We start from the raw sequence: 17,120 nt of genomic DNA on the forward strand, positions 1-17,120 counted from the left end.
GTGCGACAGCAACTGGCCGCCGCGTCGCAGCTCTTGGACACCCTGCGGGGGCCGGGGGGCAGGCGGTGGTGGCGGCGCGGCGACGGGCATGCGCCGGGTGGCGCTCTGGGTGGGTACCCGCGGGTCGGGCTCGTTCGGGCCACCCGGCGGCGGCTGTCCCGGTGGTGCGGCCGGGGCCGCGGTGTGAAAGACCAGCCGCGGACCGCGCTGGGGGTCCTCGATGCTGATGCCCAGACCGTCGCGGATCTCGACGGTCGGCACCCGGGAACCGTTCACGAAGATGCCGCGGCGGCTCAGATCGATGGCCACCCATGCGGTTCCGGTGAATCGCACGATCACATCGACGCGGGGCGCGGGGGGCGGTTGCGGCGGGTTGCCGAGACGCTCCAATGGGATGTCACAACCCGGGCCGTAGCCGACGATCACGTCGCGGCCGGGCGTGAACACATACCTCGTCGGTCCGGCCCATACGGTCAGCGAGGCCGGAAGGGCCGAAGCCTCGGTCGGCATGGCCGTCACCTCTCCTCACCGGTCATTTCGTCTCGCTTGCGGGTCCGCCCCGCCCTCAGGCGCCGGTCGCCGCGCTCGCTTAAGTGTCTACCCCTGACCGAGCGCCATCCAGCGTCGCGTCGTTCACAGCGTGTGACGCCGGCCCGCCAGGGAGGTGGCCAGCGACGCGTTGTCGAGCAGCCTGCGCAACACCTCGACCGCTTGCATCAGCACCTGACGGTCCGCGGAGTCGAGCAGCGCCAATTGCGGTTCGATCGCGGCGGCGCGGTCCGCCCGGACCGCGTTGAGCGTGCGCCTGCCCTCGGCCGTGATACGGATCCGGACCGCACGCGCATCTCCGGGGTCGACCATCCGGGTGACCAGGCCCGCCTCCTCGAGTCGGCGCACCTGCGTGGTCATCGTCGGTTGCGAGCAATGATCGACTGCGGCCAGGTCACCGATTCGGGCTTCGCCGTGAGCTTCGATGGTGGCCAGCAACCTGGCCTGCGCTGCGGGCAGCGGCATTTGGATGCGCTGGGTGGCCAGCCGGTTGAGCCGGGCGACCACGGCGAGCAGATCGGCTCCCAGTCCCTGCGCTCCCTCGAGCTTTGCGGTATCGACGACATTGTCCATGTCTCCATGGTTGCATAGCTTTGCTAAGCGAGGCCAAAACGACGACGCGTGCCGCACAAAACCCGTCTTCAGGGGACACCTCTGGGCCATGCTGGCAGAATCGCCCAAGTGACCTTGCTGCGTTTTCGGCGATCTGGGGAAGGGTCCCTGCGGCCGAACGAGTTGGCACAGGCCGCGGTCATGGGGGCCCTCTGCGCGGCGATCGAGATCCTCGCCTCGGTCATCCCCTTCGCTCAGGGTCTGGGCGTGGTGGGCACGGTGCCCATGGGATTGCTGGCCTACCGCTATCGTCCCCGCGCGCTGGTCGCCGCGACGGTCGCCGGTGGGGTGATCGCTTTTCTGATCGCCGGGCTGGGCAGCCTGTTCATGCTGATCGACTGCGCGTGGGTCGGCGGATTGTGCGGAATCGTCAAGCGCAAAGGCCGGGGCTTGCCGACGGTCGCGCTGCTGTCGTTGATCGCCGGAGTCATGTGGGGCGCAGGATGGGTCGCGGTGCTGGCGGTGCTGAGCCGGTTGCGGCGCTTGTTCTTCGATGTCATCACCGCCAATGCCAATGGGGTCGCGGCTTTCCTGAATTGGGTGCACCTGCATGGCGTCGGCGTCGGGCTGAAGCGATACGTCGCCGACGGCATCCAGCACTGGCCGTTGCTGATCTTCCCGTACATGGTCCTGTTGGTCGTCATCGTCTCGTTCATCAGCTGGTCGGCGCTGTCTCGCCTCTTGGAGCGGATGCGCAAGATCCCCGACGTTCACAAGCTGGACACCTCCGACGATGCGCGCACCCGCACCACGCCGGTTGGGCCGGTGCCGGTGCGGCTGGACAAGGTGCGGTTCCGCTACCCCGGCGCCGAGCGAGACGCGCTGCGTGAGGTCAGTCTCGATGTGCGTGCCGGTGAACACATCGCCGTGACCGGCGCCAACGGTTCGGGGAAGACCACCTTGATGCTGATCCTGGCCGGTCGGCCACCGACGGCTGGCAGCGTCGACCGCCCCGGAACGGTGGGCCTCGGCGAGATGGGCGGCACCGCGATTGTCTTGCAGCACCCGAAAAGTCAGGTCCTGGGCACCCGGGTGGCCGACGACGTGGTGTGGGGTCTGCCGCCTGATGCCGAGGTCGACGTCGACCGATTGCTGCAGGAGGTCGGCCTCGAGGGACTTGCAGAACGCGACACCGGGAGCCTGTCCGGCGGGGAACTGCAGCGCCTCGCGCTCGCCGCCGCGCTGGCGCGGGATCCGGCGCTGCTGATCGCCGACGAGGTCACCACGATGGTCGACCAGCAGGGTCGAGATGCCTTGCTGGGTGTGCTATCCGGTCTCGCCGCGCGGCACCAGACGGCGTTGGTGCACATTACCCATTACGACAACGAGGCCGCTTCCGCCGATCGCATCATCAAACTCAGCGATTCGCCGGACAACACCGTCACCGCCGAGACCGCGGCCGCGCCGGCTCCGGCCGTTGCGGTCAATCACAGCTCCAGCACGCCGGTGCTGGAACTCATCGAGGTCGGCCACGAATACGCCAGTGGCACACCGTGGTCCAAGGTCGCCCTGCGCGGTATCAGCTTCGTGGTGGAGCAGGGCGACGGCGTGCTGATCCACGGCGGCAACGGCTCGGGTAAATCGACCCTCGCGTGGATCATGGCCGGCCTGACGAAGCCCACCAGCGGTGCCTGCCTGATCGATGGGGAGCCCACCCATGAACGCGTGGGCGAGGTCGCGCTGTCGTTCCAGTCCGCGCGCCTGCAGTTGATGCGCGATCACGTCGACGCCGAAGTAGCATCCGCAGCGGGCTTTTCGCACCTTGACAAGGACCGTATCGCCGAGGCGTTGATCTCGGTGGGGCTGGACCCGGCGATGGGCAAGCGACGCATCGACCAACTCAGCGGCGGCCAGATGCGCCGCGTGGTGCTGGCCGGACTGCTGGCCCGCTCGCCGCGGGCGCTGGTCCTGGACGAGCCGCTGGCAGGATTGGACGTCGACAGCCAGCGCGGCCTGCTGCGGCTGCTGGAAAGCCTGCGCAGGGAACGAGGTCTGACGGTGGTGGTGATCTCCCACGACATCGTCGGGCTGGAGGACCTCTGCCCGCGAGCCCTGTTCCTGCGCGACGGAATGCTGGAAACGGTGTCGACCGCGGCGGGAGGAACGCCATGACCGCGCCCGCGGACGCCAAGTCGGCGCCGGAGCGCACCCGCCGCACCCACCGCCCGGTGGTGCTGCTGGTGCCGGTACCCGGGACGTCGAAGATCCACGAATTGTGGGCTGGCACCAAGTTGCTTGTGGTGCTGGCGGTTTCGATACTGCTGACCTTCTACCCCGGCTGGGCCACCGTCGGGCTGATGTTGCTGTTGCTGATCACCGCGGCCCGGCTTGCCCACATACCCCGCGGTGCCGTGCCCTCGCCGCGGCGCTGGATCTGGATCGCCCTGGCGGTGGGCGGCATCACCGCCGCACTCGGCGCCGGCAGCCCGGTGATCGAGATAGCCGGAGTGCACATCGGGCTGGGCGGAACGCTGCATTTCGTGCGGGTCACCGCACTGTCGATCGTGTTGATCGGGCTGGGCGCCATGCTGTCGTGGACCACCAACGTCGCCGAAATGGGGCCTGCGCTGGCAACTTTGGGCAGACCATTGCGGTGGCTGCGGATCCCGAGTGACGAATGGGCCGTCGCCCTGGCGCTTGCGCTGCGCGCCTTTCCCATGTTGATCGAAGAATTCCAAGTGCTCTACGCCGCCCGGCGGTTGCGCCCCACCCAGGAACCGCGCAGCCGGCGCGCACGCCGGCGCCAGCAGGCCCGCGACATGATCGACCTACTCACCGCGGCAATCGTTGTGACGCTGCGGCGGGCCGACGAGATGGGCGACGCGATCACCGCCCGCGGCGGCATCGGCCAGCTGGCGGCCGCGCCGGCGCGACCGAAACTGGCGGACTGGGTGGCGCTCGGCATCACCGCCGCCGCGGGCGCGCTGGGAATCGTGATCGACTCGATACTGCAGTTCCACTAGGCAATTCGTCGTCCGGCTGCCCGAGCACATGACTGTCGTCCGAATGGCGCGGCCGCTTCGGCGGCGCCAACCGCCGCACATTACGGCCGCATCCGGTCGATCAGATTGGACAACACGACAATGCTTTCACTGCGTTCGATGTCGGCGCTGGACCGGATCCGTTCCAAAGCCCTCTCCAAATGCTGCATGTCGCGGGCCAGCACATGCAGGATCGCGTCGGGAGTACCGGTCACGGTCGCGGCGCTGAACACCTCGGGGATGTCCACCCAGGCCGCGCGCAGCGCGTCGGGTGCGATCCGGCCGTGGCAGAACACCTGCACATAAGCCTCGGTGTGCCAGCCCAGCGCGTTGCGGTCGATGACCGTGGTGAAGCTTTTGATGACGCCGCTGTCCAGCATCCGGTCGACGCGCCGTTTCACCGCCGGCGCAGACAAATTCACTGTCTCGCCGATCTCGGCGAACGTGGCTCGCGCGTGCTCGGTCAGTTCGGCGAGGATGCGCTCGTCGGTCTCGTCCAAGCGGTCCATGACCCTCCTGCCGGGTTGCTCGCAACAAATCGTTGATTCTGGGACTACAACGCAATAAACCAAGTGTATACATGCAATCTACGAAGATTGATTAACTGATATGCCTTCAATATCGTTGATTCATGACGGACCAACATCTGGTAACGCCCCGCCCCGGGAGGCGGTTAGCCGGACCCGCCACCCTCGGCCGAACGCCGAGCGTCCGTCGGTACGCGATGACGCCGCCGACCTTTTTCGCAGTGGAGTATGCGATCAACCCCTGGATGGACACCACCACACCCGTCGATGCCGCTCTCGCACACGCTCAGTGGGAAAGCTTGCATGACACCTATCTGCGGTTGGGTCATCACGTGGATGTGATCGAGCCCGTGGCCGGGCTCCCGGACATGGTCTACGCCGCCAACGGCGGGTTCGTCGCGCACGATGTCGCGATCGTCGCCAGATTCCGGTTCGCCGAACGGGCCGGCGAATCGCGCGCCTACGCGCGGTGGATGTCGGCGCTGGGCTACCGGCCGGTGTGCACCCGCCACGTCAACGAAGGGCAAGGCGACCTGCTGAAGGTCGGCGACATCGTGCTGGCCGGCTGGGGATTTCGCACCGACCGGCGTGCGCACTCAGAAATCTCCGCGGCGCTGCGCGCGCCGGTGATCTCGCTTGAGCTGGTGGACCCTCGCTTCTACCATCTCGACACCGCCCTGGCTGTTCTCGACGACCACACCATCGCGTTCTATCCGCCGGCATTCAGCGCCGCCGCCCAAGAGAAACTGGGCGCGCTCTTTCCGGATGCCATCATCACCGACACCGCCGATGCCTACGTGCTGGGCCTCAACGTGGTCTCCGATGGTCTGCACGTGGTGCTTCCCAGCGCGGCAACGGGTTTCGCCGCTCAGCTGCGTCGAGCAGGATTCGAGCCGATCGGCGTCGATTTATCCGAGCTACTCAAGGGTGGCGGTTCCGTCAAGTGCTGCACGTTGGAGGTATTCCCATGACGATTCTCGATGCGCAGCGGGTCACCGCCAACCGGATCGATGCCGCCATCAGGTTGGTGGAAAAGCGTGCAGCACACAATTATTCGTCGCTTCCGGTCGTCGCGGCAAGCGCCGCGGGCGCGTGGATCACCGACATCGACGGCCGTCGCTACCTGGACTGCCTGTCCGCCTATTCCGCGGTGAACTTCGGTCACCGTAACCCGGAGATCACCGCCACCGCGCATGCGCAACTCGACACGGTGACATTGGTCAGCCGCGCGTTCCATTCCGACAAGCTCGGACCGTTCTGCGCCGCTCTTGCCTACCTGTGTGACAAGGACATGGTGCTACCGATGAACTCGGGCGCCGAGGCCGTCGAAAGCGGTCTCAAAGTCGCCCGCAAATGGGGCGCAGACGTCAAAGGGGTGCCCGCGGATCAGGCGAACATCATCGTGGCCGACAACAACTTCCATGGCCGCACCATCAGCATCGTCAGCTTCTCCTCGGATCCCTCGGCGCGGAATGGGTTCGGACCATTCACGCCGGGTTTTCGCTCGGTACCGTTCGGTGATGCCGCCGCGCTGGCGCAGGCGATCGACGGCAACACCGTCGCGGTGCTGCTGGAGCCGATTCAGGGTGAGGCCGGGATCATCGTCCCGCCCGACGACTACCTGCCGGCGGTCCGAGCGCTGTGCAGCGAGCACGAGGTGCTGATGATCGCCGACGAGATCCAGTCTGGCCTGGGTCGCACCGGTTACACGTTCGCCTGCGATCGGTGGCGGGTGGTTCCCGACGTCTACCTGCTGGGCAAGGCACTCGGTGGCGGAGTGGTTCCGCTGTCGGCCGTGGTGGCCGATCGCGACGTCCTGGGCGTGTTGCACCCCGGCGAACACGGCTCCACCTTCGGCGGCAACCCGCTGGCGGCTGCCATCGGCACCACCGTGGTGGCGATGCTGGCGCGCGGCGAATTCCAGGCGCGCGCGACCGCGTTGGGCGCACACCTGCATCGGCGGCTGCGACAGTTGATCGGCCACGGCGTCCAGGAGGTGCGGGGCCTGGGTTTATGGGCCGGCGTCGATATCGATCCCTCGCTGGGCACCGGCAAGGAGATCAGCCTGCGCCTGGCCGACCACGGCGTCTTGGTGAAAGACACGCATGGTTCGACGTTGCGCTTCGCTCCGCCGTTGGTGGTGACGGCACAGGAGATCGACTGGGCGGTTGGCCAGCTTGCTGCGGTATTGCGGGAGGCTGCCTCATAATCAGCTGATCCGGCCACAGGAGGGCACTTGCCAGCCACGTCGATCAGCCTCAAGGAGCAGATGCTCCGGCGGCGCCCGGTGGTGGGTGCACACGTCGCACCGGGCGCCGCTGACCACCTCAAGCGCGGTATCGGAACCTTCCAGCTGACCATGTTCGGGGTCGGTTCGACGGTCGGCACCGGCATCTTCTTCGTCATGTCGCAGGCCGTCCCCGAGGCCGGCCCGGGGGTGATCGTCTCCTTCCTGCTCGCCGGCCTCGCCGCGGGCCTCGCGGCGGTCTGTTACGCCGAATTGGCCTCGGCGGTGCCCGTTTCGGGATCGTCGTATTCCTATGCGTACACCACGCTGGGGGAGGTCGTGGCCGTGGGCGTGGCCGCCTGCCTGCTCCTGGAGTACGGCGTGGCGACCGCCGCGGTCGCAGTCAACTGGAGTGGCTACCTGAACAAGCTGCTGAGCAATGTCCTGGGATTCCAACTGCCGCAGGACTTGTCGGCGGCACCGTGGGATGCGCAACCCGGCTATCTGAATGTGCCGGCGGTCGTGCTGATCGTCTTGTGCGCGTTGTTGCTCGTCCGCGGCGCCAGCGAGTCGGCCAAGGTGAACGCGATCATGGTGGTGATCAAACTCGGCGTGCTCGTCGTGTTCGGTGTTGTCGCGTTCACGGCGTTCGACGCGAGCCATCTGCGTGACTTCGCGCCCTTCGGTGTTTCCGGTATCGGTTCGGCCGCCGGCACCATCTTCTTCTCGTATATCGGCCTGGACGCGGTGTCCACTGCCGGTGACGAGGTGAAGAACCCGCAGGAGACCATGCCGCGCGCGCTCATCGGCGCGCTGCTGACCGTCACCGGCGTCTACGTTTTCGTGGCGCTGGCCGCGCTGGGGACTCAGCCCTGGCAGAACTTCGCCGGTCAGCAGGAAGCCGGGCTGGCGACGATTCTCGACAACGTCACCCACGGCGGCTGGGCCAGCACGATTCTGGCTGCCGGAGCGGTCATTTCGATCTTCAGCGTCACACTGGTCACCATGTACGGGCTGACCCGCATCTTGTTCGCCATGGGCCGTGACGGCCTGTTGCCCGCGCGGTTCGCGACGGTGAACGCGCGCACCATGACCCCGGTGAACAACACGGTGATCGTCGCCATCGTGGCCTCCGCCCTGGCCGCCTTCATTCCGCTGCAGAAGCTGGCCGACATGGTCTCGATCGGCACGCTCACCGCGTTCGTCGTCGTGTCCGTCGGAGTGATCGTCTTGCGGGTACGCGAGCCCGACCTGCCAAGAGGGTTCAAGGTCCCGGGTTATCCCGTCACACCGGTCCTTTCGGTGGCGGCCTGCGGGTACATCCTGGCCAGCTTGCACTGGTACACCTGGATCGCGTTCAGCGGCTGGGTGTTACTGGCGCTGGTCTTCTATTTCGTCTGGGGCCGCCACCACAGTGCACTCAATGACGCCGCGTCCTCGGAAGCGATCTAGGCCTCACTGGCGCGCGGCGGCGGTGTTGGCCGCCTCCTGAGCCCGCTGCAGTGTCGTCGCGACATCGCCGCGGCCCAAGAACATTTCGTCGAAGTACGGCTGCAGCGCGTTGTTGCCGGCGGCAAAGCCCGCGCCGCCGGGCGCCGGGATGCGCTGACCGTTCAGCACGGCGAAGAACGGCGTGACGTCCACACCCCTGGCGGCCCAGTACCGGAAGTAGACCGGTTGCGCCGAGGACACCGCGGGGATGGCCGCACCGTAGCGACCCAGAAATTCGTTGCCCTGCCTGCTGCCCATCCAGGCCAGCACCTGGCGCACCGCGTCGGGATGTTTCGTTGCCGCATTGCCCGCCGCGGCAATGCCGTTGGTGACGCTGACCCGGCCCACCGGGCCGGCGGGCATCATCGCCACCCCCCAGTGGAACCGGGCATCGCGGGCCACCGGCGCCAGGTTGTAGGTGCCGGACTGGAACAGCGCCATTCTGCCGGCCAGGAACTGGTTGCGGGAGAAGTCGCCGTTGTCGTTGGTGTCGGCGGCGGGCGGCGCGACGTGGTCGCGGTTGATCAGGTCGACCAGATACAGGAAGGCCGCCACGGCGGCGGGGTTGGCGAACGCGAAGGTGTCGCCGCGTTGGAAAACGCCGCCGGCCGAGCCGATGTAGTTCAGGTAGATGCCCTGCGGGTCGTTGGCCGCGTTGTATGCCCATTGCCGCACCCGTCCCGCATCGAATCGTGGTGTGTCGCCGCGGTTTCCGTCGGCGTCGACGGTGAGCCGGCCCAGCAGGGGGCGCAATGTGTCGTTCCCGTCGGGACTCCACCGCAGGGCGTTCAGGTCGGCGGGAGCGACGCCGGCCGCCGCGAGCAGGTCGGCGTTGTAATACAACGCGATCCCCGCATCGGTCAGTTGCGGCACTCCCCACAACGTGCCGTTGCGGGTGAACTGCTCGACGACCGGACGCTCCCAATCCGCGGCGGTCTGCGGCCCGAGCGCTTCGCCGATGTTCAGCAGGCGGCCGCTGTCGGCGTACGCCGCCAGGTAGGCGTTGGACAGCCAGAAGATGTCGTCGGCGCTGCCGCCGGCCACATCGGTGCGCAGGGTGTTGAAGTAGGTGGAATAGGCCACCAGGTTCAGGTGCACGTCGATGTCGGGGTGGGCGCGGGTGAAGGCTTGGAACGATTCTCGGTAGGCCGCGCCGATCTGGTCGCCCCAGATCCGCACCGTGACGACCGTCTTGCCGCCGCGGGGTTGGCCGGCGTAATCCAGCAACACCGCCGCCACGGCCAGCAGCACCGCGACGAGCGCGACCGCGGCCGCGGCCGCGGTGGAGAAGCGGGGCCGGGTCACTTCAATCCCGAGACGACGATCGAGGCGACGATGTGGCGCTGGAACACGACGAACAGGGCGATGAGCGGGGCGATCGCGAGCGTGGTCGCCGCCATCACCAGCGTCCACTGGGAATTGAACCGCGATTGCAGATCGGCCGTCGCGACGGTGAGCACCCGCCACTTGTGCCCGCTGGTGATCACCAACGGCCACATGAAGTTATTCCACTGCGAGACCACGGTGATCAACGCCAGCGCCGCCAGGACCGGGCGACTCGACGGGATCACCACATGCACGATCACGTCCAACGTGTTGGCCCCGTCCAGCCGGGCCGCGTTGATCAAGTCGTTCGGGATGATCCGGAAGTGCTCGCGCAGCAAGAAGATCGCGTACGGCGAGCCGAACATGAAGGGCAACACCAACGCCCAGAACGTGTTGCGCAGGCCGAGCTGGGCCATCATGAGATACATCGGCACCACCGTGACCGTTGCGGGCACCATCAACGTCGCGATGTACACCCAGAACAGCGCGTCGCGCCCGGGGAACTGCAACCGTGCGAAGGCGTATGCCGCGAGCACGGAAAAGGTCAACTGGCCCACCAGGATTACCGCCGTCATCAACGCGGTCACCGCGGCCGCCCGGCCGAACCCGGCCCCGGCCAGGTCGGCGAAATTGGCCAGCGTGGGTGGTCGCGGCAGCTGCAGCGGCGTGCCCGTGACGAATTGATGCGCGGAGGTGAACGACGTCATCAGTCCAAGGGCGAACGGCGCCAACGTGATCAATGCACCCAGCGAAAGCCCGGCATAGATCACCACATTCGTGGGTTTTTTAGGTGAGGTCATAGCTGATCCGTCGCCGGAAATACAGATGCTGGACCAGGGTGACGCCGATCAGGATCACGAACAGCACCACGGCCATGGCCGACGCCCGGCCGATGGCCGCCGAGCCGAACGCCTCGGCGTAGATGCGATGGGCCACCAGGTCGGTGCTGCCGGCCGGTCCGCCGCCGGTCAGTGCATACACCATGTCGAAAACCTGTGCGGCGCTCACGATCCCGGTCACCAGCACAAAAAAGGTCGTGGGGCGCAGCATGGGCATGGTGATGCGCCAGAACCGCTGCCACGCCGTGGCGCCGTCGGTGCGGGCGGCGGCGTGGATCTCGTCGGGAATGGCCAGCAGTCCTGCCAGGAACGACAACGAGACATAGCCGACGTTGGTCCACACCACCACGGCCGACACCAGCGGCAGCGCGAAGCTGGGATCCGACAACCATTCGATGCTGTGTCCCAGCACCGTGCTCACGACGCCGTCGGTGGGGGCCAAAATCCACCGCCACAACACCGCGATGGCCAGCGGAGCGCAAATCCACGGCAGCACATACAGGGTGCGAAACAGCCCGGTGCCGGGAAGCTGGCGGGCCAGCATGGTGGCGGCCAGCAGTCCCAGCGCGGTCTGCGCCGGCACCACGATGGCCACGAAGACGATCGTGACGACCAGGGAGTTGCCGAAGCCCGCGTCGGTCAACACCGACCGCCAATTGGACAGCCCGACGAAGTGCAGCGGGCCCAGCAGATCCCATCGGCACAGGCTCAGCCAGAGCACCACCAGGATGGGCAGCAGCAGAAACGCGAGCACGCCGAACAGGCTGGGCGCCAGCAACGCGTAGCCCAGGGCGGTGGATCGAGGGGCAATCCCGCGTACCGCGCCGGCCATGGGCTAATTAAAGCGGGCGCCGCCGCGGTTTGGGGTGAGCGGCCGTTACGGTGGAGCCGTGACACCGAACCGGGGGATCGATGCCGACTTCCTGGACCTGCCGCGCCACGATCTGGCCGAAGCCGCGCTCTCGGCGGCCAAAGCGGCCGGGGCCACGCACGCCGACCTGCGGGTTCACCGCATCATCACCGAGATCGTCCAGCTGCGCGACGGCGAGCTGGAGACCGCGGTGATCAACCGTGAGGTCGGCCTGGCGGTGCGAGTGATCGTCGACGGCACCTGGGGATTCGCCTCGCACGCGGAGCTGGTGCCGGCGGTGGCCGCCGAGACCGCCCGGCGCGCGGTGCATGTGGCGACCACACTGGCGACGCTGAGCAGCGAGCGCGTCGAGCTGGCGCCCGAGCCGGTCTACGCGGACGCGGCCTGGGTGTCGAACTACCGGATCGACCCGTTCGACGTCTCGACCACCGACAAGATCGCCGTGCTGGAGGACTACTCCGGGCGGCTGCTGAGCGCCGACGGCATCAATCACGTGTCGGCGCTGCTGACGGCCGTCAAGGAGCAGACCTTCTACGCGGACACCTTCGGCTCCTCGATCACCCAGCAGCGGGTGCGGGTGCTGCCCTCGCTGGAGGCGGTGACCGTCGACCCCGCGGCCGGCAGCTTCGATTCCATGCGCACGCTGGCGCCGCCGATGGGGCGGGGCTGGGAGGTCCTCGCCGGCGACGAGGTGTGGAATTGGACCGACGAGCTGGCGCAGCTGCCGTCGTTGCTGGCCGAAAAGATCAAGGCACCCAGCGTTGTTCCCGGACCCAAGGACCTGGTGATCGATCCGAGCAACCTGTGGCTCACCATTCACGAATCCATCGGGCACGCAACCGAATACGACCGTGCTATCGGCTACGAGGCCGCCTACGCCGGGACGTCGTTCGCCACGCCGGACAAGCTGGGCACCATGCGGTACGGCTCGCCCGTGATGAACGTGACCGCCGACCGCACCGTCGAATTCGGCTTGGCCACCATCGGTTACGACGACGAAGGGGTGGCCGCGCAGAGCTGGGACCTGGTGCGCGACGGGATCTTCACCGGCTACCAGCTCGATCGCGTCTTCGCGCAGCGGCTGGGCCAGCCGCGGTCCAACGGCTGCTCGTATGCCGACTCGCCGCATCATGTGCCGATTCAGCGCATGGCCAACGTCTCATTGCAGCCGGCGCCGGACGAGATCAGCACCGACGACTTGATCGCCCGGGTCGAGGACGGCATCTACATCGTCGGTGACAAGTCCTGGTCAATCGACATGCAGCGCTACAACTTCCAGTTCACCGGCCAGCGGTTCTTCCGGATACGTGACGGCCGCCTCGACGGACAGTTGCGCGACGTCGCCTACCAGGCCACCACGACCGACTTCTGGAATTCGCTGGAGGCCGTGGGGGGCCCGTCGACGTGGCGCCTGGGCGGGGCGTTCAACTGCGGCAAGGCCCAGCCCGGGCAGATCGCGGCGGTCAGCCACGGTTGCCCGTCGGCGTTGTTCCGCGGCGTCAACGTGCTCAACACCCGGACCGAGGGCGGCCGATGATCACCCCGCAGCATGTCGTCAACATCGTGCTGGACGAGGCGGCCAAGCTCGGCCGCGCCGACGAGACCATGGTGCTGGTCACGGACAAGGTCGAGGCGACCCTGCGCTGGGCGGGCAATTCGATGACCACCAACGGGGTTTCGGTGAGCCGTAGCGTGACGGTGATTTCCGTGGTGCGCAGCGGCTCGAGCGCGCGCATCGGCACGGTGGTGTCCGCCGAGGCCGATCCGCGGGTGCTGCCCGGACTGGTGGCGGCGTCGCAGGAGGCGGCCGGCGCGGCCCCGGAGGCCGGCGATGCGGCGCCGCTGCTCGCCGACAGCGGGGCGCCCGTCGATTGGGACGCCCCGGTGCCCGGCACCGGACCCCTGGTGTTCTCGGACGTCGCCGAGTCGCTGAGCCGCGGCTTCCGCCGCGAGGATCGGCTGTACGGCTTTGCCCACCACAGTGTTTCGACGACATTCCTGGCGTCGTCGACCGGCTTGCGGCGGCGGTTCACCCAGCCCACGGGCGCGGTGGAGATCAACGCCAAACGCGGCGACGCCAGCGCCTGGGCCGGAGTCGGTACACCCGATTTCGTCGATGTGCCAACGGATTCGCTGCTCGAGCAGCTGTCGACCCGGCTCGGCTGGGCGCAGCGCAGCGTCGCACTGCCGGCCGGGCGCTACGAGACGATCATGCCGCCGGCCACGGTGGCCGACATGATGATCTACATGGCGTGGTCGATGGCGGGCCGCGGCGCCCAGGAGGGCCGGACCGCGTTTTCGGCGCCCGGCGGCGGAACCCGGGTGGGGGAGCGGCTCAGCGACCTGCCGCTGACGCTGTTCTCCGATCCGATGGCGCCCGGCCTGGCCTGCACGCCGTTCGTCGCGGTGAGCAGTTCCTCGGAGACGGTGTCGGCGTTCGACAACGGCATGGCGATCAACCAGGTGGAGTGGATCCGCGAGGGGGTGATCAACGCGCTGGCCTATCCGCGGGCCACGGCCGCCAAATACGACGTCGACGTCGCGGTGGCCGCCGACAACCTGGTGATGACCGGCGGGACCGCCAGTCAGGACGACATGATCGCGGCCACCGAGCGGGGCCTGCTGCTGACGACGCTGTGGTACATCCGCGTCGTCGACCCCACCACCTTGTTGTTCACCGGGCTGACCCGCGACGGCGTCTATCTCATCGAGGACGGCCAGGTGACCGCTGCGGTCAACAACTTCCGGTTCAACGAGAGTCCGTTGGATTTGCTGCGACGGGCCACCGAGGCCGGCGTCAGCGAAAAGACGCTGCCGCGCGAATGGGGCGACTGGGCCACCCGCGCCGCCATGCCGTCGCTGCGGATACCGGACTTCCACATGTCCTCGGTGAGCCAGGCCCAGTAATTAATTGCCGCCGGGCGGCACGCGTTCTAGCGTGTGACGAATGGCGACCCCGGTTTCGGTTCGAGAAGACCAGCTCACGCGGCTGGTGGCGTTGTTTCCCGGGTCCCCGGCTCCTGGTCGCCTGGCGGCGTTAGTCCGCCGGGTGTGTGCGCAAACGATGTCGCTGCCGCCGCTGCCCGCCAGCGTCGAGGTGGGCGAGCCGGAATCGGAGGCGGAGGCCGCCGTCGCCGAATTCGCCGAACAATTCAGCGCCGACGTCTCGTCGATCACCGCCGAGCAGCGATCACGGTTGTGGAAGCAACTCGGAGAGGCCACGTTTGGTGTCGTCGTGCAGATGTACATCGCCGACTTCATCCCCAGGGTGCGCGCCGGGCTGGAGGCGCTCGGGGTCGGTGCGCCATATCTGGGCTGGGTGGACGGCCCGATCAGCTGGGATCACACGACCGATCCGGCGGATCTCGTGTTCAATGACTTTTTAATCGCGGTGGCGCGAATGCGTGCGCTCGACCCGGTCACCTCCGAATTGGTCCGGTTGCGCGGGGCGGCCCAGCACAATTGCCGGTTATGCAATTCGCTTCGCGAGGGCGGCGCGCTCGATGCCGGCGGTTCGGAAACGCTGTATGAGGAGATCGAGCACTACGAATCGTCGAGTTTGCTCGACGACCGCGCTAAAGCAGCGCTGCGGTACGCCGATGGGTTAATTTGGACCCCTGCGCACCTCGTCGCCGACGATGTCGTCGAGGTGCGCTCACGGTTCTCCGAGGTGGAGGCCGTCGAGCTCACCTTCGACATCATGCGCAATGCCAGCAACAAGGTGGCCGTGTCATTGGGCGCAGACGCTCCCCGGGTGGAAAACGGGACCGAGCGGTACTTGCTCGACGCGGACGGCCAGACGGTATTTAGCTGATATCCGTCGGCGCCAGCCGAGCCGCTAGGGCCTTAGCTGTCGGCCCGGCGACGTGGTCCGCTGGCGTGTGAGGGACGACGTGGTCGAGCGGTCGGCGGTCCGCCCGCCCTGGGCCAAGAGCACGAAATGTTAACCATTCGTACACGGACGCGCAAGCGTACGTTTCCGCTGTGTGCGGGGCTCATTCGCTAACTTAAGCGCGGTCACTGAGACTTATGTGAACAAATATGTGACGGTGACGAGATGGCAGCGTGGCCCGAGCCGGATGGCTATGGATCGTGCGTCAGTGGCCGCGATCCGGGTGGCTTTCCGTGTCAGTTGTTTTGCAGGATTTCTAGCTTGGTCGCGTCGGAACGACTGCGTTCCCGCGCAGAGGGAGGTTCGGAAATGACAACCACCGGTACACGCTCGCGCGTTCGAGTGTCATCGGTCTGGGCTGCCGGCGTAGCGCTGGGCGCTTCGATGCTCGGTAGCGCCGTCCTGTCAGCTCCGCACGCGTCGGCTACCTGCAATCTGACTCCGGCCGACGACCAGTACATCAACCTGCTTGCGCAGAACAAGATGGTGCACAACGCCGACTACAGCGATTGCCACGAGGCCGCCGAGGGCCGTTGGTTCGCCGACCAGGTTCGGTCCAACCCCAATCCGTTCGGTGAGGGCCAAGAGTTGGTCAACATGATCACCAATACCACGCCGCTGACTCAGGCTCAGGCCGAGTGGGAGGTCGAGTCGGCCATCTACGTCTACGCGCCGGACCTGATCCCGAAGATCAAAGACCAAGCCGCGAAGGCGAACTGGCCGACGGCGTAGCGAGAGCTGTTGCTGCGCAATTCTTTCTGAGTTTTCAACCCCGGCGGTCGTGAGGGCTTAGCCCTCCGGCCGCTTTCGGTTTTCTTGGCTAGGTCGACGGCGCCGTTGACGGTCGGCTTCGGCAACACCCGCAAGGGGTTGCTCGTCTTGGATTCGCCGCCTTACTTGTTTGGACCCGAATAGTTTCTCGCACAGTAATTTTAGCTAGGCGCTGTTCACGAGCTGTTCGCAGAGATCATCGTTTGTCGCGCTGTTTGCCGGTGGTACCCAATCGTTGCCGCGAAAGAAAAGCTAGCAAATTCCGTGATAAGGGGGTTCGGAGAAGTGGCAACGACACGATCGCGTGTGCAGGTGCTGGCGGCGGGGGCTGCCGGCATTGCGCTGGGAGCCGCGATGTTCGGTGGTGCTGTGGTGTCAGCGCCGCGGGCGGCGGCGGCCTGCAATTTGACTCCCGCCGATGACCAGTACGTCAAACTGCTGGCGCAGAACAAGATGGTGCACAACGCCGACTACAGCGACTGCCATGAGGCCGCCGAGGGCCGTTGGTTCGCCGATCAGGTACGCGCCAACCCCAACCCATACGGCGAAGGGCAGGAGCTGATCAACATGATCACCCGCACGACGCCGATGAGTCAGGCCCAGGCCGAATGGGAGGTGGAGTCGGCGATCTTCGTCTACGCGCCCGATTTGATTCCGAAGATTAAGGCCCAAGCGGGGCAGCAAGGGCCACCGCCCGCCTGATCGCGGGGACATTCCCGGTGGGCGCTCCCGCAGCGGAGCGCCCACCGAGCGCGTCGGCTCGCGCCAGCCGCCAGACGAACGCCGGCTTCGGTCTTCGGCTACCGTTTCCTACGGAACTATCCCGTCGGGGCGGTAGCTCAGTTGGTTAGAGCCGCGGACTCATAATCCGTTGGTCGCGGGTTCGAGCCCCGCCCGCCCCACGTACATGTATGACCTCGGCTGTTGCGTGAAGGTTCGGCTTCGGCTGATACGTGACCGTGGTTTCGGTTGATCTTTGAGACTCCCTGGATGAGGGAGTCGAGCGTGGCAGAGCAGCGGTATCAGGCCGTGCA

General features: G+C 66.9%; 16 protein-coding genes and 1 tRNA gene. 11 read left to right on the plus strand and 6 right to left on the minus strand.

Translation table 11 applies throughout. From position 1 onward, the window contains the following. Positions 1 to 510: FHA domain-containing protein (locus tag DQP58_RS14370; protein WP_346427279.1), on the minus strand; the 510-nt coding region annotated here is incomplete at its 3' end. A gap of 123 nt (positions 511 to 633) precedes the next feature. Then, on the minus strand, positions 634 to 1,122 hold the full coding sequence (locus DQP58_RS14375) for a MarR family winged helix-turn-helix transcriptional regulator (protein WP_112709010.1): 489 nt from the start codon (positions 1,120 to 1,122) through the stop codon (positions 634 to 636). A 108-nt stretch (positions 1,123 to 1,230) separates the two neighbouring features. On the opposite strand from DQP58_RS14375, the gene DQP58_RS14380 reads away from it, so the two are divergent. Both DQP58_RS14380 and DQP58_RS14385 read left to right on the plus strand, forming a co-directional pair. Further along, positions 1,231 to 3,273, plus strand: coding sequence for an ATP-binding cassette domain-containing protein (locus tag DQP58_RS14380; protein ID WP_205869429.1), 2,043 nt, complete (start codon positions 1,231 to 1,233; stop codon positions 3,271 to 3,273). Then, complete coding sequence (locus tag DQP58_RS14385) at positions 3,270 to 4,124, plus strand: energy-coupling factor transporter transmembrane component T family protein (protein WP_112709011.1); 855 nt, start codon at positions 3,270 to 3,272, stop codon at positions 4,122 to 4,124. The genes DQP58_RS14380 and DQP58_RS14385 overlap by 4 nt, the downstream gene beginning before the upstream one ends. An 80-nt stretch (positions 4,125 to 4,204) precedes the next feature. Here the strand turns inward: DQP58_RS14385 and DQP58_RS14390 are convergent, their stop codons facing one another. Then, positions 4,205 to 4,651: an Lrp/AsnC family transcriptional regulator gene (locus tag DQP58_RS14390; protein ID WP_112709012.1), complete on the minus strand. Its 447-nt coding sequence runs from the start codon at positions 4,649 to 4,651 to the stop codon at positions 4,205 to 4,207. A 122-nt stretch (positions 4,652 to 4,773) separates the two neighbouring features. On the opposite strand from DQP58_RS14390, the gene ddaH reads away from it, so the two are divergent. Genes ddaH through DQP58_RS14405 form a run of 3 tightly spaced genes read left to right on the plus strand, consistent with a single transcriptional unit; the run spans position 4,774 to position 8,348 of the window. Then, positions 4,774 to 5,640, plus strand: a complete 867-nt coding sequence (gene ddaH / locus DQP58_RS14395; protein WP_112709013.1) for a dimethylargininase — start codon at positions 4,774 to 4,776, stop codon at positions 5,638 to 5,640. Then, a complete protein-coding gene (gene rocD, locus DQP58_RS14400) occupies positions 5,637 to 6,878 on the plus strand; it encodes an ornithine--oxo-acid transaminase (protein ID WP_112709014.1) in 1,242 nt (413 codons plus the stop codon). Before ddaH ends, rocD begins: the two co-directional genes overlap by 4 nt. Before the next feature lie 27 nt (positions 6,879 to 6,905). Continuing rightward, entirely contained in the window at positions 6,906 to 8,348 is a 1,443-nt protein-coding gene (locus DQP58_RS14405) for an amino acid permease (protein ID WP_112709015.1), read from the plus strand. A 3-nt stretch (positions 8,349 to 8,351) separates the two neighbouring features. Here the strand turns inward: DQP58_RS14405 and DQP58_RS14410 are convergent, their stop codons facing one another. From DQP58_RS14410 to DQP58_RS14420, 3 genes are read right to left on the minus strand one after another with little or no spacing between them, the layout of a single operon-like run. Then, positions 8,352 to 9,692, minus strand: a complete 1,341-nt coding sequence (locus tag DQP58_RS14410; protein WP_112709016.1) for an extracellular solute-binding protein — start codon at positions 9,690 to 9,692, stop codon at positions 8,352 to 8,354. Beyond that, positions 9,689 to 10,513, minus strand: coding sequence for a carbohydrate ABC transporter permease (locus DQP58_RS14415; RefSeq protein ID WP_112709017.1), 825 nt, complete (start codon positions 10,511 to 10,513; stop codon positions 9,689 to 9,691). Before DQP58_RS14415 ends, DQP58_RS14410 begins: the two co-directional genes overlap by 4 nt. Continuing rightward, positions 10,500 to 11,384 carry a carbohydrate ABC transporter permease gene (locus tag DQP58_RS14420; RefSeq protein WP_112709018.1) on the minus strand — a complete coding sequence of 295 codons (885 nt, stop codon included), beginning with the start codon at positions 11,382 to 11,384 and terminating at the stop codon, positions 10,500 to 10,502. Before DQP58_RS14420 ends, DQP58_RS14415 begins: the two co-directional genes overlap by 14 nt. 58 nt (positions 11,385 to 11,442) lie before the next feature. Here DQP58_RS14420 and DQP58_RS14425 point away from each other — a divergent pair, with 58 nt between their 5' ends. The 6 genes from DQP58_RS14425 to DQP58_RS14450 all read left to right on the plus strand — a co-directional run bounded on the left by DQP58_RS14425 (position 11,443) and on the right by DQP58_RS14450 (position 16,988). Then, the gene (locus DQP58_RS14425) at positions 11,443 to 12,960 is read left to right on the plus strand and encodes a TldD/PmbA family protein (protein WP_112709019.1); all 1,518 of its coding nucleotides are present in this window, start codon (positions 11,443 to 11,445) and stop codon (positions 12,958 to 12,960) included. Then, positions 12,957 to 14,330 carry a TldD/PmbA family protein gene (locus DQP58_RS14430; protein ID WP_112709020.1) on the plus strand — a complete coding sequence of 458 codons (1,374 nt, stop codon included), beginning with the start codon at positions 12,957 to 12,959 and terminating at the stop codon, positions 14,328 to 14,330. The genes DQP58_RS14425 and DQP58_RS14430 overlap by 4 nt, the downstream gene beginning before the upstream one ends. 40 nt (positions 14,331 to 14,370) lie before the next feature. Next, the gene (locus DQP58_RS14435; RefSeq protein WP_112709021.1) at positions 14,371 to 15,237 is read left to right on the plus strand and encodes a carboxymuconolactone decarboxylase family protein; all 867 of its coding nucleotides are present in this window, start codon (positions 14,371 to 14,373) and stop codon (positions 15,235 to 15,237) included. 387 nt (positions 15,238 to 15,624) lie between these two features. Then, on the plus strand, positions 15,625 to 16,047 hold the full coding sequence (locus DQP58_RS14440) for a hypothetical protein (RefSeq protein ID WP_112709022.1): 423 nt from the start codon (positions 15,625 to 15,627) through the stop codon (positions 16,045 to 16,047). 393 nt (positions 16,048 to 16,440) lie between these two features. Beyond that, entirely contained in the window at positions 16,441 to 16,788 is a 348-nt protein-coding gene (locus tag DQP58_RS14445) for a hypothetical protein (RefSeq protein WP_112709036.1), read from the plus strand. A gap of 126 nt (positions 16,789 to 16,914) precedes the next feature. Continuing rightward, positions 16,915 to 16,988: transfer RNA gene (locus tag DQP58_RS14450), tRNA-Ile, on the plus strand. The last annotated feature ends 132 nt before the right edge of the window (positions 16,989 to 17,120 follow it).

The organism is Mycobacterium colombiense, from assembly GCF_003284975.1.
GTDB classification, from domain to species: domain Bacteria; phylum Actinomycetota; class Actinomycetes; order Mycobacteriales; family Mycobacteriaceae; genus Mycobacterium; species Mycobacterium europaeum_A.